Below are 13,502 nucleotides of genomic sequence, written 5' to 3' on the forward strand. Positions count from 1 at the left end.
TCAACGCTATCGTTGAACCGTTGGTTGAAACTTCCGCGCGATATCGTCGGCCCCATGGGGAGAAACCTTCAAAGCGGTGATCGGCTCAGGCCGGTCGATCTCGCGCGCGGGCACGGTCTGTCCACGCAGGCGGTCAGGAACTACGAGGAGGCCGGCATCCTTCCGGCCGCCGGCCGCACCCCCCACGGCTACCGCACCTATACCTCGCTGCACGCGGGGGCGCTGCGTGCGTTTCTTGCCCTCGTGCCCGGCCACGGTCACCGGACGGCGACGTCGATCATGCGGGCCGTGAACCAGGGCGCGGTCGATGGGGCGTTCCGCCTCATCGACGAGAGCCACGCCCAACTCCTCGACGACCGGCAGACCCTCCAGGCCGTGGAGAACGCCCTCCGCGACCTGGAGCCGGCCACGGTGCCCGGGCCCGGTGCGGGGCCGGAGCCGTCCGCGGTGTCCGGGCCGGGCGGCACGTTCATCGGGCCGCTGGCAGACCAGCTGGGAATCCGGCCCGCGACGCTACGTAAATGGGAGCGCGCCGGGCTGATGCGCCCGCACCGCGACCCGCAGACCGGGTACCGCGTCTACGGCGAGGCCGACGTACGGGACGCCCGGCTGACCCACCAACTCCGGCGGGGCGGCTACCTGCTGGAGCAGATCGCCCCGCTGATCGCCCAGGTGCGGACGGCCGGCGGGCTGGAACCGCTGGGGGCCGCACTGCACGACTGGCACGGTCGGCTGTCCGCCCGCGGGCGGGCGATGCTGACCGGGGCCGCAGAGCTGGAGGCGTACCTCCGCGAGCGCGGATGACACTTCGGTCGCCGGCGGAGGAGAACAGCGGTCAGCACCGGTTCCGTCTCGGCTGACCCCTCCGCCGACGCCGGCCTGGTCCCGGGCAGAGCCGTGCTCTGCGTCGCCGGATCGCCCAAGGTGCCCAGCCCACCGGGCAGACCGGGGAGGTACGAGTGCCGGCCGACAAGTGATGCGGTGCGTACGGCGAGAGACGGGGCCACACCCGATTTCCGGACGTCGAAACCGTTCAACAACTACGCGAACGCGGCGCCCATGGACCTGGTGTTGAAGAGTAAGAGGGCGTTGAGAACCAGGCCGAGGACGCCCATCCAGTCCTCCATGCCGTCCTGATATCGCTGGCACAACTGCCTGTTCCTGCCGCCGGAGACCTTCCGCGCGAGGACTGGCGGCCCTCCTGAAGGTTGGCCTGCACCTTGGTCTGTCGCGGCAGCCGGGCTCGTCGCCGGCCGGGCGCAGGATGTGCGGACCCAATCCAGTTCGAGGTCGCGCTCAGGCGATAGCCCCTACATCCGCCTGGCCGTCTTCCCGGACGGCAGCGCGGCCCGCATGCGCCTGCACGGCTCCCTGATGGGTACGAGCACGGGCGAACTGGGATGCCCATGACGAAGAGTCGGGCACGTAGCCCTCATTACTCCCGCCCATCGGACAGCTGCGCAACGATGCCTGCCCGACGAGCGGTTTCATGTTTGTTCAGAGTTTTGAACAAAACACTAGCCGTCAGGCGAATGTGCGGATGACAATCCAATACTCATCCTCTTCCACCGAAACAGCGCACAGATGGTGCCCGTCAGCTGACAGTGTCAGGAATTCAGGTGAACCTGTTGCCGCCGCGATGCGGGAAGGGAGGTTGCCCCCGATGGAGTCTCTCACGCGCACCCAACCCACAGCGCTGCCGCCGCTCCCAGGCGGAAGGATGAGGAACTCGCCGTCCTCTGCGGCGAGGAGTGTCTTGGACGTCTGCGCCTGCCACTGACGGTCGATCTCTTCGATGGCGTCGGATCGTGCCTCCCGGATCGTGACTTTCGGCTGCACATCGACGCCCGCTACGGCACGGATGGCCACCAGAGGAGTAGGCGCGGATGAAGGGGCATCCCCTTCAAGGATCACAAGACCGCACGATTGCAGAGTTGTTCTCCAATCCCGGACCCCACTGTCAGGCATTCAATTTCGTCCTTTCGCTAATCGGCGCGGTGCCACCGCCCTGCCGGCGCGAGCGGAAGGACGGCAGATCCGGCTCGACCATTGCCCATGGATCATCCGACACGAGTCGCTGCGACAGATCCCCACCCATGAACGATCATGATGCCGCTGCCGGGCGGCCCCCGGCGACGGTCGATTTAGGAGTTGGGCTGTTTGCCACCGCCACCTCAGAATGGGCGCATGGCTCCTCTTTCCATCGACCCGCGCCCGTTGAACGCCGACGAGCGCGCAGTGCTTGAACACATCCTGTCGGCGGAGTTCGACGGCGCGTCGCAACTACGGAATCAGCTGAACCGCACCGAGGTGATCGCCGCCTGGGGGCCCGACTCCGTCAGCGTCGACCTGCAGGTCCGGGAACCTTGCGAGCATGCAGCACTGCCGGAAGCGCTCGTGCCCGTAGACGCACAAGTCCATGACCCGTCCGGCGCCTACGTCGGGGAGATACTCGTGTGGACGGACCGGGGAGCCACGCTCGCAGCCCTGGAGTTCGCCTGGGTTACCGACGAGATGCCCGCGTCTCTGCCGGTCATCGTGGACGGCCAGCTCAGCTGGGCAGCCTGACAGGCTGTCGCCACCCTGAGCGCCTATGGTCCTGCAACGGGCGAGATCGCCACGTGAGACACCGTCTAAGGCACCCCGGCTGCTCTGAATGCGGCTTGCTCTGCGTCTGCCCTGTTCCAGAACGGGTTGCCCTTCTCTCCCCTCGGCGGGCAAGGCGTTAGCCCGAGGAGTTTCATCCAGGTGTGAGGGTTGTGGAAATAAGCGGCCGGGTTGGGGGCGGGCGTGATGCCCAGCGGTCAGAAGTGAGGTAACGAGCTGTCTCGGGGTCGTAGGAGCGGCAGTAGTTGCAATGAAGGCCAGTCTCAGGGTCGAAGTACTGGCCGGGGAAGCGGAGTGGGGTATACGCCGTGCTGGCCGTGGACCATGTTGTTGCCCCACAGTGTGCTGCGTGTGTGCCAGGCGACGGCGCCCGACTCGTCGATGAGTTCGGTCGGGGTGCCGATGAGGTCGGTGACGATGGCGAAGAAGCGCTCGTCGACGGTGCCTTGCGGGGACTCTGCCGACAGGATGCGTTCGGTCTGAGTCAGAGGACGGAAGCCGTCGTGGTCCCAAGTGACGGCGACCCGGTTGGGCAGCGCTTCTGCATCGGTGATCTGCTCGCACAGATTGGTCCGACCGATTTTCACTTGGCCGCCGTTCCGATGAGGTCCAGCTCGGCGCGGACCGTCTTGCCCGGCTGTACGCGGTCCAGCACCGCCCACCGGTCGGCCAGCGCCTCGACCAGGACCAGCCCGTGCCCGCTCCCGGAACCGGGCGGTGGCGCCACCACCTCCCCCGGCCTCGGCGGGCGCCGCTCGCCCCGGGTATCCGTGACCTCGATCCTCAGTACTCCGGGCGTGCGCCCGTCGCCCGATGCATGGGAGATCCGCAACTCGAAGTCCCGCCCCGGCACCCGGCCGTGCGTCACCGCGTTCGACGCCAGCTCGGCGACGATCAGCGCGGCGGTCTCGGACGCGTCGGCGCCGTACGGGACGCCCCAGTCGTTCAGTTGGTGCAGGGCAAGCCGTCGGGCGAGCCGGGCGCCGCGGGGCGTGGAACTGAATCGCTGCACGAACACACGCACGGTGAGGGGCGGTTGAGAGACGGGCGGTGCTTCCATGTGCTTACCGTGACGGCCGCCAGGTCGGTTTCACCAGCTCACGAACTCGTACGCCGAGTCACCGTACGAGTGCAGCGGGTCGACAGTACGGGTAACGGTTCGTGACGATAGGTGAGTTGTGGACCGGGACAGGCGGGCACGGGAGGTGGCCGGGCATGACGGACGGCGCGGGTGGCACGGGCGGTACGACGGGTACGGACGGGGAGCCGGAGACCTCCGACGGTCTGAAAGCTTTCGGCGAGGTGGTCAAGACCTTCCGTAAGCGGTCGCGGCTCACCCAGGAGGAGTTCGCCCCGAGGGTGCGGTACTCGGTTCCGACGGTCGCCTCGATCGAACAGGGGCGCCGGTTCCCACCACCCGCGTTCGTCGACCGGGCGGATGAGTTACTGGATGCGTTCGGGGTCATCAAGGCTGCGGCGAAGCACTTGTCGCGGCAGCGGGGGCTGGCGAAGTGGTTCCGGCATTGGGCGCAGCTCGAGGCAGACGCAACGACTCTGTACACGTACGAATGTCGTTTGATTCCCGGCCTGTTGCAGACCGAGGCGTATGCGCGAGCAGTGTTCGTCGACCAGCTCCCCCACTGGGGGACGAACAGATCGAGGCTCGGATGGCCGCCCGGGTCGCACGGATGGCGTTGTTGACGGAGCGGCCGAACACCGCGTACAGCTTCATCCTCGAAGAGCACCTGTTCCTGCGCCGAACAGGCGGAGCCGAGGTGTCACGCAAGCTGATCGATCACATTCTCCTGCTGGCGCAACTCCGCAACGTCGAAGTGCAGATCATGCCTCTCGTGCAGGAAAATCACGCGGGTCTCCACGGGCCCATGCAACTCTTGGAGACCCCGGAACACAAGTGGTTCGGCTATGGCGAAGGGCAGGAGAGCGGCCACTTCCATACCGACCCTGCAGTCGTCAGCACGCTCCAGATGCGTTATGCCAGGATGCGTTCACAGGCTCTCTCCCTGGAGGACTCGATGAGCCTGTTGCAGCGGATGCGAGGAGCGGCATGAGCACCACAGACTTGGCATGGTTCAAGAGTAGCCACAGCAGTGGTTCGGGCGACTCCTGCGTAGAGGTCGCCACCTGCCCCGACGCCGTCCACGTCCGGGATTCCAAGGTCGAAGAAGGACCTCAGCTCACCCTCTCCCCCGCCTCCTGGACCGGCTTCGTCGCCTACGCCGCCCAAGCCTGAGGCCACGTACGACAGGTACCTCGTCCCGCCTGACCGCCCGGCCCGGGACAGTTGCGCAGATCACGTTTCGGGAGCGTGCCTGCGGGCCCGCCGCACCTTGATAGCGTCGCTCCCGCGATTGCGGACCGTTCCCCGCCGGGGTCGTCGCCGCGCCCGTACGGCCGGTCCATGACGGACGGCCGACGAGGGCGGGGCGTGCTGGCGCACGGGGACGTACGTGGCAAGGACGAAGAGGGCCGACGCATGAGCCTCGCGCAGTTGCACTACACCTCGGCCTCCGCGGGGGAGGACGGGGTCGGCGCACGGTTCACGGCGGTCGGTGGCGGCATACCCACGCCGGTGCTGACCGAGGCGGAGCAACTGCTCGGTTACGAGCCTCCGGCCGGGGCGCCGTACCATCCGACCACCGCTGAACTCCGTTCGTTTCCGGAGACGTTCAGTTTCAGCGCGCTCTCCGACGGCAGTCATCTGCTGAGCCGCACCGTGGCACTCGGGGGGTCCGGCGCCTGTCACTTCCACGCGCATGCGGTGCATCTCCCGGCCGGAACGCGCCTGCCGGGCGGCGCGCTCCCGATCACGGCGTGGCGGTCGCCGAGCTGGGCATCGACCACGCCCGACGGCGGAACCCCGGACCGTATATCGGCCCTCCCCGCCTCTGCCGCCTTCGGGCAGGAGGCTCTCAACGACTTCGCGGTCTCCCGTAGCCCCTGGCTCGCGACGGTCTTCGCCGATCTGCGCAGGGTGAGCGAGAAACCGTCGTCGGCGCAGATCGTGCTCGTGGAGCGGCAGAGTGCGGACGTGGCCCGGTGGATCGCTCTGGCCGGAGCCGTGCTGCCCCCGGAGGACGCTCAGCGGCTGACGTTCACCACGTACACCCGCCGCCCTGCGCACTCACCGCACCAGGTGATCGGCGTACTGCCGGACGACGCACACGAGCTGACCGACCCGGCCTTCCGGGTGCACACGTGCGCCGGCCGCGCTCCGGAGGGTCCGGTGGATGCCTGGGCGGAGACGGTGGCCCGGATCTGGCGCGGCCGTGCGCCTGAACTGTTCCGGGCAGCTTCCGAGCTGCCCGGCGAACCCTTCGCCGCCGGACCACTCGCCTTCACCGCACTGCACGCGGGCATCGCGCTCGGCCCCAACGGGCGTGCCGCAGCCGCCGATTGGGCTGCCGAGAGGCCGTACGCGCTGGACGAACAGCAGGTGCACCGGCTGACCACCGCACTCACGGCACCGGCCGACGACCGTACCGCCGCCGAGTCGGAGTCGGTGGCCCGGCTGCTGTCGGCGCTCGAAGGACGTGTCCCCGCCACCGCCACGGCACCGCTCGCCGCACTGCTGGTGACGGAGGCGGTGCGGCGCAGCGACGCGGTGCTCGCCCTCCCGCCCCGGTCGGCGTTCGCCGAACCCGCCGTCGTGAAGGAGCTCGCCGAGGAGCTCGCTCCGGACCTGCTCGCGGAGCTCACCGCGGAGACGACGGTCGGGGAGACCATCGGACGCCAGGTGCAGCTGCTCCGGATCGCCCGGCTGCTCGACATGGATCTGACGGAACAGCTTCCCTCCGTCGCAAGGCACATGGCCCGGACTCTGCTCGCGGCTCCGGCACCGGACAGCGGCCCCGCGCTGCTCGACCTCCTGGACGAGCAGTTCGACGTCCGTACGGCGCTCCTGGGCGAACTCGACCGACGCGCCCTGACCGCTCCTTCCGCCGCCGAGGAACTCCTCACCCGCGTCGCCCTTCCCTTCACCGGCGCGCAGGCCCTGCCGCATCTGCGGATGTGCGCCGAGGCGCCCCGCGCGAAGGAGCAGGGATCCGACCGCATCATGGCGCTGCACACGGTGCTGCGCGCCGCCGGGTTCTCGCCCTTCGCCGAGCCACTGGTACTGCGTACCGCCATCGAGCTGATCTGGGGCGATGCCACCCCGACGGCGGGCGAGGCGCGGCTCCTGCTCGGCGAGTCCGGCTCCGACTCCCACCGGACGGCCGGTACGTGGTCGCACCTCCTCGCCGCCGCACTCTCCGCGCCTTCCGACGACGCGGAGGCCGCGGAACTCGCCCACGATCTGCTGCGCTGCTTCCCCCAGGAGATCGACGCGCGGGCCCGCGGTGCGCTGCGGCTGCTGGAGTTCGCCCGCGACGTCAGGTCCGGCGAGTCGCCGCCCGGCTGGCCCGACCGCGCAATGGCTCTGCGCGCCCGCGCCGAGCCGGTGGAGCCCACTGTGCTGGAGCACGCCTACGGAACCCTTGCGCGGATCCTGCTCGCGCCGGAGCGCCCTGAGGCGGAGCTGTACGCATTCGTGCACAGCGACGACCCCGATCTGATCGCGGCCTACGACAGGGCGGCCCGCCACGACACCGTCCTGGCCCGGTTGCGGGCGGAACCGGCGTACGTGGCCGACTGTTTCACCGTCTGGACCTCCCACCCGCACGCCGGAAGGGCCTGGAGCGAGACCCGGGCCGCTCTGCTGGAGGAGGTGCTGCGTCCCGTGGTGCGTGACCTGTCCGGCAGCGAGATCGCGGTGGTGGAGAAGGCCGCCGAACAGACGGGAAGCAGCCGCACGGCGGAGGCGTTCCGGACCTGGCGCCGTCGGCCGGGCACCTTCGGCAGGCGGCTGGGAAGCCGGCTGGCGGCACGGGTGCGACGGTCTTGAGCGACGTCTACAAATGATCATGCGTATTGGATGACGGTCGGTGATGCATCCCCGTGAACTGGGCGAACGTTGACCGGGAGTTCGTCCGGCCGTTGCCGGCCTTCCCGCGGCGGGGGCGAAGGCGCTCGAACGACCGTACGGTGCTCAACGAGGCTTCAGCTTCGGCGCCGGCACCACGCGCCTGAAGACCCACATGATGCATGGGCAGCGGGGATCGCACCCGTCGTCGGTCGGCCGTTCAGGCAGAGCGGGCGAGCCCCGGGAGGAGCTCGCCCGCACAACGACGCATCGGCGTGGAGGTGGTCAGACGGACTTGATCGCCGGGTCGGAGACGCCTGGGGCACCTGTTTCCACGTGGCCGGCGAAGCGCCGCAGGAAGGTGGTGTCCGCGTTGGAGGTGACCGTGACGTCATACCAGCGGCCGGTGGTCTGCAGGTTGACGGTGTGGGAGACGGTGGCGCCCGGGTCGACCGTGACGGCCTGGGTGGTGCTGCCGTAGGCGCTGGACACGGTGAGGACGACCGAGGCCGCGCCGGAGTTGGTGAGGGCGAGGGTCAGGTTGCCGGTGGAGCCGACGTGGCGGGCCGTGACCTCGGGCCCGGCCTGCTTGGTCGGGCCTTTCCAAGTGCGCAGGAAGCCGTTGGGGCCCCATACGGTGAGGTTGATCTGGTTGCTGGTGTCGGCGCTGGTGCTCCATGTGTCGGAGAGGGTTTTGCCCGCTTCGACGGTGTAGGGCCAGGGGCCGTCGGTGCGGTTGCCGGAGGTGATGTGGAAGTGGGCGCCGAGGGTGGGGCCGCTGGAGAAGGTCAGGGTGAACTTGCCCGTGCCGAGGGTCCGCACACCGTCGACGTAGGCGCTGTAGCCGAGGGGGCGGGTCGGCTTGGAGCCGGCCTCCTGCTTTGGCAGGGTCCCCGTGGCCGGAGGCACCGGGCGGTATGCCGCGGGCTCGTCGTGGTTCGGGGGTATGTAGCCGGCTGTCGACGGAAGGGCCGCCGGGGCGGCATCGGCCCGGGTGAAGTCGAAGGCCGAGGTCAGGTCGCCGCAGACCGCGCGGCGCCAGGCGGAGATGTTGGGTTCCTGCACGCCGAAGCGCTTCTCCATGAAACGGATGATCGAGGTGTGGTCGAAGGTCTCGGAGCAGACGTAGCCGCCCTTGCTCCAGGGGGAGACCACGATCATCGGGACGCGGGGACCGAGGCCGTACGGTCCGGCCGCGAAGCTGCTGCTACCGGGGTACAGGTCCTTCGAGACGTCCGCGGTGGACAGGCCCCATGAGGCGGAGGCGGGCGGGTACGGGGGAACGACGTGGTCGAAGTAGCCGTCGTTCTCGTCGTAGGTGATGAACAGTGCCGTCTTCGCCCACACCGCCGGGTTCGAGGTGAGCGCGTTCAGGATTTGTGAGATGTACCAGGCGCCGTAGTTCGAGGGGAAGTTCGGGTGCTCGCTGAAGGCTTCCGGTGCGGCGATCCACGAGACCTGCGGAAGCGTTCCGTTCGCCACGTCGGCGCGCAGCAGGTCGAAGTAGCCGTCGCCCGCCTTGACGTCGGTGCCGGTGCGAGCCTTCTCGTACAAAGGGCTGCCGGGCCGGGCATTGCGATAGGTGTTGAAGTACAGCAGGGAGTTGTCGCCGTAGTTGCCCCGGAAGGCGTCGCCGATCCAGCCCCAGGAGCCCGCGGCGTTCAGGCCATCGCCGATGTCCTGGTAGACCTTCCACGACACCCCGGCGGCCTGAAGACGCTCGGGGTACGTCGTCCAGCCGTATCCGGCCTCCTTGTTGTCGAGGACCGGGCCGCCGCCGGTGCCGTCGTTGCCGGTGTGGCCGGACCACATGTAGTAGCGGTTCGGGTCCGTGGCGCCGATGAAGGAGCAGTGATAGGCGTCGCACACGGTGAAGGCGTCGGCGAGGGCGTAGTGGAACGGAATGTTGTTCCGGGTCATGTACGCCATGGTGGCGTCGGTCTTGGCAGGCACCCACTTGTTGTACTTGCCCTTGTTGTACGCCTGCTGGCCGCCGGCCCAGGCATGCTCCAAGCCCGCGACGAACTGCATGCCCAGATTGCCGACCTGCGGGTTGAAGGGGAGGATGTCCTTCGTACCGTTGGACTGGTGGAAGACCGACTTGCCGTTGTCCTGGAGGACCGGCCGCGGGTCGCCGAAGCCGCGGACGCCCTTCATCGTCCCGAAGTACTGGTCGAAGGACCGGTTCTCCTGCATGAGGACCACGATGTGCTCGATGTCCTGGATCGTGCCGGTGCTCACCTGTGCCTGGATCGCAGCGGCACGCGCAATGCTCTCGTTCAGCATCGTGGCAGCCGCCGTGCCGCCCGCGATCTGCAGGAACCTGCGGCGATTGAGTTCTGTCATGGAGTGATGACCTCTGCGGGTGAGGGGGAGTCGAGGAAGACCCCCAAGGAAGCGGCCCCGGGGTACAGCAGGAGGTTCTTCGTGCGGCGCCCCGTCGTACAGCCGAAGAACGGAAAGTTGCTCTGCCCTGGTGTCACCGTTCGTGCGGAAGACGCCGTGAACGACCGCTTGCCGCGCGACGCGGGCTCGTCACTCGCCCCACTCGTCGTCGGCGGAGCGGGCCCGACCCGGTGGACGGAGGGTGGAGCCCGGGTCCAATTCGGTTGGCAGCAGCGCGCCCATGCCGTGAACTTCAGCCCATGACATACACAACTAAGACGCGACGTACGGCAATTGTCACCGGCGCGGCCCGCGGTATCGGAGCCGCGGTGGCCAGGCAACTGGCCCACGACGGCCTGGCGGTCGGCGTGATCGACCTGGACGAGGCGGACTGCGCGGGCACGGTGGATGCCATCAGGAGCGACGGCGGGTCGGCTCTGGCGGTCGCCGCCGATGTCGCGGACGAGGCCGCGGTGACCGCCGCCGTATCCCGGGTCACCGCAGAGCTGGGTCCGCCGACGGTGCTGGTCAACAACGCCGGTGTCGGTCCCCGTGCCGACCTCGTGGAGATGACCACGGAGCAGTGGGACACGGTCCTGGGGATCAATCTGCGCGGCCCGTTCTTCGCCACCCGGGCCGTCACCCCACACATGATCGCGGCCGGCTGGGGGCGGATCGTCACCATGTCGAGCATCTCCGCGGTCGGCGACGCCGCCCGTGTCGACTACGCCAGTGCGAAAGCGGGCCTGGTCGGCTTCACCAAGTCGCTCGCCCTGCAGCTCGGCCGGCACGGCATCACGGCCAACGCCATCGCCCCGGGCTTCGTGGTGAGCGACATGACCAGGACTTCGGCGCGCCGGCTGGGCCTCGCCTTCGAGGAGTTCCAGCGCAGCGCGGCGCAATCCATTCCGGTCGGGCGGGTGGGTCAGCCCGAGGACATCGCCCATACGGCGTCCTACCTCGTGAGCCCCGGCGCGGGGTTCGTCTCCGGCCAGGTCATCTATGTGGCGGGCGGGCCGGTGGACTGAGATCACCGTCCGGGCGGCCCTTGTCGAGGAGGGGTCCGCCCGGTCGGCGTCGGGTGCGGATCAGACATTGGGCACCTTGAGCCGGTCCCAGCTCGCCTTGCCCGGGATGCCGTCCGCGGCGGTCCCCGAGTAGCCCAGCTTGCGCTGCCACGCGGCGTACGACTTGCGGTCCGCCTCCGACCAGTCCGGACCCGGGCCGACCTCGTACCTTCCGCAGCCCTCGGCCACCAGTCTCTTTCCCATCGCTGTGATGACGGCGCTGTGCCGGCCCGCCCGGAAGAACGTGGCTCCGGGGAACGGCTCGAGCTTGGCCGCGGGCTTCGACGGCGGCTTCGACGGGCCGTCCGGCGTACCACCGAGACGTGCCCTGATCCGGCTGCGCATCGAGTCCATGGTGAACCCGCGCGGGTCGATCTTCCCCGGCTGCCACTCCTTGTGGCCGATCACCGAGCGGTGGGTCCAGCCGTGGGCCCGGCAGATCGCTGCCGCGGCCTTCTCGATCGCCTCCAGCTGGACAGCGGGCCAAGGGTCCGAGCCGTTGCCGAGGTTGACGCACTCGAAGCCGTAGAAGTACCGGTTGCCGTCGGTGTTCGCCTCGTTGTCGGAGGGCAGGGCCGACTCGTTGATCACCGCACGCAGGACGTCGTCGTCACCGAGCCCGGCATGGTTGGCGCGGCCGTTGCCGACCAGGTGGACCGTGCCGTCCTTGGCTATCACCCCGTGGCACAGCGGCCCCGGCAGGCTGGAGTGGCCGTTGTAGCAGATGTCCACGGAGCTCTGGGTGCCCGAGGTCACGGTGTGATGGATCATCACACCGTGCATGGGCCCCCACGGGCCCTTGTGGTTGCGGTTGTGCGTGCGCCAGCTCCGCTCCTCGACGACCTGAAGACCTTCGTCGCGCAGAGCCTTGACCAGTTGGGTGGCGGTCAGAGGCGTTGCCATCGTGGTGCTCCTCTTCTCTGGTGATGCGTCAGTTCTCGCGCTGTACCTCGTCGTCCTGCGGCGTCGCCGGCGTACCCGGACCGGTCGCGGAAGCAGCCTCCGCCGCCTTGGCCTCCTCCTCGGCCGCAGCCTCCGCCGCCAGCTCCTCCTCGTTCGCGGCGGGGATGACGGCAGCCAGTGGTCCGAACGTCATCCGCAGATCCGGGACCGATCCCTCCCCCAGTACCCAGGCCAGAGGTGCGTAGTGGTCCTGGATCCCCATCGGGGACTGCAGCAGCGGCCGGCGGGCCGCGTCCGTGGGCCATTCGACATTCCCCGTTGCGGTACGGGCCGGGACGGTCCAGAAGTCACCGGCCCGATACGTCCTGCCCGGCTCGAAGTACACGAGCACTCCGTCCTCCAGCGGCAGCCATCCGCCTTCCTCGATACGGAGCGCGCCGGCCCGCGACTTGGCTGCGGACCGCTTCGTACGGCCCGGTCCCGCCCCGTGCCGGGAGGCGGACCGCTGGTCCCAGCGCCGCAGGAACGGGTGCAGTTCGGGTCGTCGTCCGACCGAAGGATCCGGCTCACCGGACAGCCGAACCCGCCGCCCCGGCAGGTCGACCTCCTCGACGCGCAGCAACGGCAGCGGCTCGCCCCGGCTGGTGTAAGCGGTGTCCACGAGCTCCACCCAGTCGCCCACGTTCAGGTCGAGCTTGTCGTCGCTGCCGAGGGAGGCCAGCTCCGCCCACGTACCGTCGAGTCCGTCGACCGGGAAGGTCACCGAGCCGTTCTCCCGCGACCACTTGAAGGTCGCGTCCTCGGCCGTTCCGCCCTCGTGGATCTCCACGCGGTACATCTGGTTCTCCTGGCCCCGGTACCGGGCGTCCGGCTTCACCAGGCAGGGGTCCTCGTCGGCGTGCTCGGGACGTTCGCTGCGCGCCGCCATCCGCGCAGTCGACGCCTGCGCCGCCGCCCACCGCGCAAACGCCGCGCGGACCTCGTCCTTGCTCGCCCCGTCCGCCAGGTCCAGCTGTGCGCCGGGCAGCGGCAGCACCTGCCAGACGGTCTTGAGCCGGGCCGCGGTGTCGGGCATCGCCGAGCCCAGCGCCACCTCGCGCAGCAGCGGGTCCTCGGCCGCGGTCACCGAGCGCTCCCACACCTTGAGGTAGGCCAGATAAGGGAATTGACCGGGCAGTCGGTCACCGGGGCGCTCCGCGTCCCGGTATCCGTCCGGCTGGTCCCAGTACGTCCAGGTCGCCGCAGGCTGCTCGTCCACCGGGGCGTCCTTGTCGCCGTCCTCCGTGGCGTGTCCTTCGTCGACGACCGGGACGCCGGCCTGCGGACGCGTCGCGTCCACCAGGATGCCGTCCACGTAGTAACGGCCGCCGCCGATGGACAGATCGTCCAGTTCCCGGCCGCCGCTCACGAAACCCAGCGCGAAGCCGGTGGCGCCGTGCGGGCCGCCGTGCTGCCCGATCAGATCGGCTGCGGTCGTACGAGCCTGCAGCAGCTGGATGGCGGCCTGCTCATTGGCGTCCGCGTCGAGCTGTACCCGGCCCTGCTGCGCGATCACCGCCGAGTAGTGCCGGTCCGGCCGGAAGGTGATGCGGGAGATGTCTGCGTGCATGGGAAGGGGT

At 69.2% G+C, this 13,502-nt stretch carries 10 protein-coding genes and 3 pseudogenes; 6 read left to right on the forward strand and 7 right to left on the reverse strand.

All coding sequences use genetic code 11. The features are described 5' to 3' along the window. Nucleotides 1–54 precede the first annotated feature (54 nt). Nucleotides 55–804, forward strand: a complete 750-nt coding sequence (locus tag OG963_RS12205) for a TioE family transcriptional regulator (protein WP_093775647.1) — start codon at nucleotides 55–57, stop codon at nucleotides 802–804. Between the two features lie 110 nt (nucleotides 805–914). Here the strand turns inward: OG963_RS12205 and OG963_RS12210 are convergent. Both OG963_RS12210 and OG963_RS12215 read right to left on the reverse strand, forming a co-directional pair. After that, nucleotides 915–1,269 (reverse strand): annotated as a pseudogene (locus OG963_RS12210) (Tn3 family transposase); the annotation flags it as partial. Between the two features lie 255 nt (nucleotides 1,270–1,524). Continuing rightward, nucleotides 1,525–1,869, reverse strand: a complete 345-nt coding sequence (locus OG963_RS12215) for a hypothetical protein (RefSeq protein WP_371798886.1) — start codon at nucleotides 1,867–1,869, stop codon at nucleotides 1,525–1,527. 318 nt (nucleotides 1,870–2,187) lie between these two features. Between OG963_RS12215 and OG963_RS12220 the strand changes: the two genes are divergently transcribed. Beyond that, complete coding sequence (locus tag OG963_RS12220; RefSeq protein WP_143020001.1) at nucleotides 2,188–2,568, forward strand: hypothetical protein; 381 nt, start codon at nucleotides 2,188–2,190, stop codon at nucleotides 2,566–2,568. Between the two features lie 113 nt (nucleotides 2,569–2,681). Here the strand turns inward: OG963_RS12220 and OG963_RS12225 are convergent. Together OG963_RS12225 and OG963_RS12230 are read right to left on the reverse strand one after the other, a co-directional pair. After that, nucleotides 2,682–3,179: pseudogene (locus OG963_RS12225) on the reverse strand (RHS repeat domain-containing protein); the annotation flags it as partial. A gap of 11 nt (nucleotides 3,180–3,190) precedes the next feature. Then, nucleotides 3,191–3,667, reverse strand: a complete 477-nt coding sequence (locus OG963_RS12230; RefSeq protein WP_093775643.1) for an ATP-binding protein — start codon at nucleotides 3,665–3,667, stop codon at nucleotides 3,191–3,193. A gap of 155 nt (nucleotides 3,668–3,822) precedes the next feature. Between OG963_RS12230 and OG963_RS12235 the strand changes: the two are divergent. The 3 genes and pseudogenes from OG963_RS12235 (at nucleotide 3,823) to OG963_RS12245 (ending at nucleotide 7,510) form a co-directional block, all read left to right on the forward strand. Continuing rightward, nucleotides 3,823–4,676: pseudogene (locus OG963_RS12235) on the forward strand (helix-turn-helix domain-containing protein). Further along, the gene (locus OG963_RS12240; protein ID WP_030917600.1) at nucleotides 4,673–4,858 is read left to right on the forward strand and encodes a DUF397 domain-containing protein; all 186 of its coding nucleotides are present in this window, start codon (nucleotides 4,673–4,675) and stop codon (nucleotides 4,856–4,858) included. Before OG963_RS12235 ends, OG963_RS12240 begins: the two are co-directional and overlap by 4 nt. Before the next feature lie 243 nt (nucleotides 4,859–5,101). Then, entirely contained in the window at nucleotides 5,102–7,510 is a 2,409-nt protein-coding gene (locus OG963_RS12245) for a GTPase-associated protein 1-related protein (protein ID WP_093930224.1), read from the forward strand. Nucleotides 7,511–7,813: 303 nt separating this feature from the next. On the opposite strand, the gene OG963_RS12250 is transcribed toward OG963_RS12245, so the two are convergent. Next, nucleotides 7,814–9,874, reverse strand: coding sequence for a phosphocholine-specific phospholipase C (locus OG963_RS12250; RefSeq protein ID WP_093930114.1), 2,061 nt, complete (start codon nucleotides 9,872–9,874; stop codon nucleotides 7,814–7,816). Between the two features lie 299 nt (nucleotides 9,875–10,173). Between OG963_RS12250 and OG963_RS12255 the strand changes: the two genes are divergently transcribed. Continuing rightward, a complete protein-coding gene (locus OG963_RS12255) occupies nucleotides 10,174–10,941 on the forward strand; it encodes an SDR family NAD(P)-dependent oxidoreductase (protein WP_371798887.1) in 768 nt (255 codons plus the stop codon). A gap of 60 nt (nucleotides 10,942–11,001) precedes the next feature. Here the strand turns inward: OG963_RS12255 and OG963_RS12260 are convergent, their stop codons facing one another. After that, a complete protein-coding gene (locus OG963_RS12260) occupies nucleotides 11,002–11,883 on the reverse strand; it encodes a peptidoglycan-binding protein (protein ID WP_319328487.1) in 882 nt (293 codons plus the stop codon). Between the two features lie 28 nt (nucleotides 11,884–11,911). Further along, nucleotides 11,912–13,492 carry a DUF6519 domain-containing protein gene (locus OG963_RS12265; protein WP_093775633.1) on the reverse strand — a complete coding sequence of 527 codons (1,581 nt, stop codon included), beginning with the start codon at nucleotides 13,490–13,492 and terminating at the stop codon, nucleotides 11,912–11,914. Nucleotides 13,493–13,502 lie beyond the last annotated feature (10 nt).

Origin of the sequence: Streptomyces sp. NBC_01707 (genome assembly GCF_041438805.1) — a bacterium.
Taxonomy (GTDB): domain Bacteria; phylum Actinomycetota; class Actinomycetes; order Streptomycetales; family Streptomycetaceae; genus Streptomyces.

What these genes read in the sequence shown, in the direction of transcription:
- OG963_RS12205 (WP_093775647.1), top strand. Translation starts at nt 55, where the DNA reads ATGGGGAGAAACCTTCAAAGCGGTGATCGGCTCAGGCCGGTCGATCTC.
- OG963_RS12220 (WP_143020001.1), top strand. Translation starts at nt 2,188, where the DNA reads ATGGCTCCTCTTTCCATCGACCCGCGCCCGTTGAACGCCGACGAGCGC.
- OG963_RS12230 (WP_093775643.1), bottom strand. Translation starts at nt 3,667, where the DNA reads ATGGAAGCACCGCCCGTCTCTCAACCGCCCCTCACCGTGCGTGTGTTC.
- OG963_RS12240 (WP_030917600.1), top strand. Translation starts at nt 4,673, where the DNA reads ATGAGCACCACAGACTTGGCATGGTTCAAGAGTAGCCACAGCAGTGGT.
- OG963_RS12245 (WP_093930224.1), top strand. Translation starts at nt 5,102, where the DNA reads ATGAGCCTCGCGCAGTTGCACTACACCTCGGCCTCCGCGGGGGAGGAC.
- OG963_RS12250 (WP_093930114.1), bottom strand. Translation starts at nt 9,874, where the DNA reads ATGACAGAACTCAATCGCCGCAGGTTCCTGCAGATCGCGGGCGGCACG.
- OG963_RS12255 (WP_371798887.1), top strand. Translation starts at nt 10,174, where the DNA reads ATGACATACACAACTAAGACGCGACGTACGGCAATTGTCACCGGCGCG.
- OG963_RS12260 (WP_319328487.1), bottom strand. Translation starts at nt 11,883, where the DNA reads ATGGCAACGCCTCTGACCGCCACCCAACTGGTCAAGGCTCTGCGCGAC.
- OG963_RS12265 (WP_093775633.1), bottom strand. Translation starts at nt 13,492, where the DNA reads ATGCACGCAGACATCTCCCGCATCACCTTCCGGCCGGACCGGCACTAC.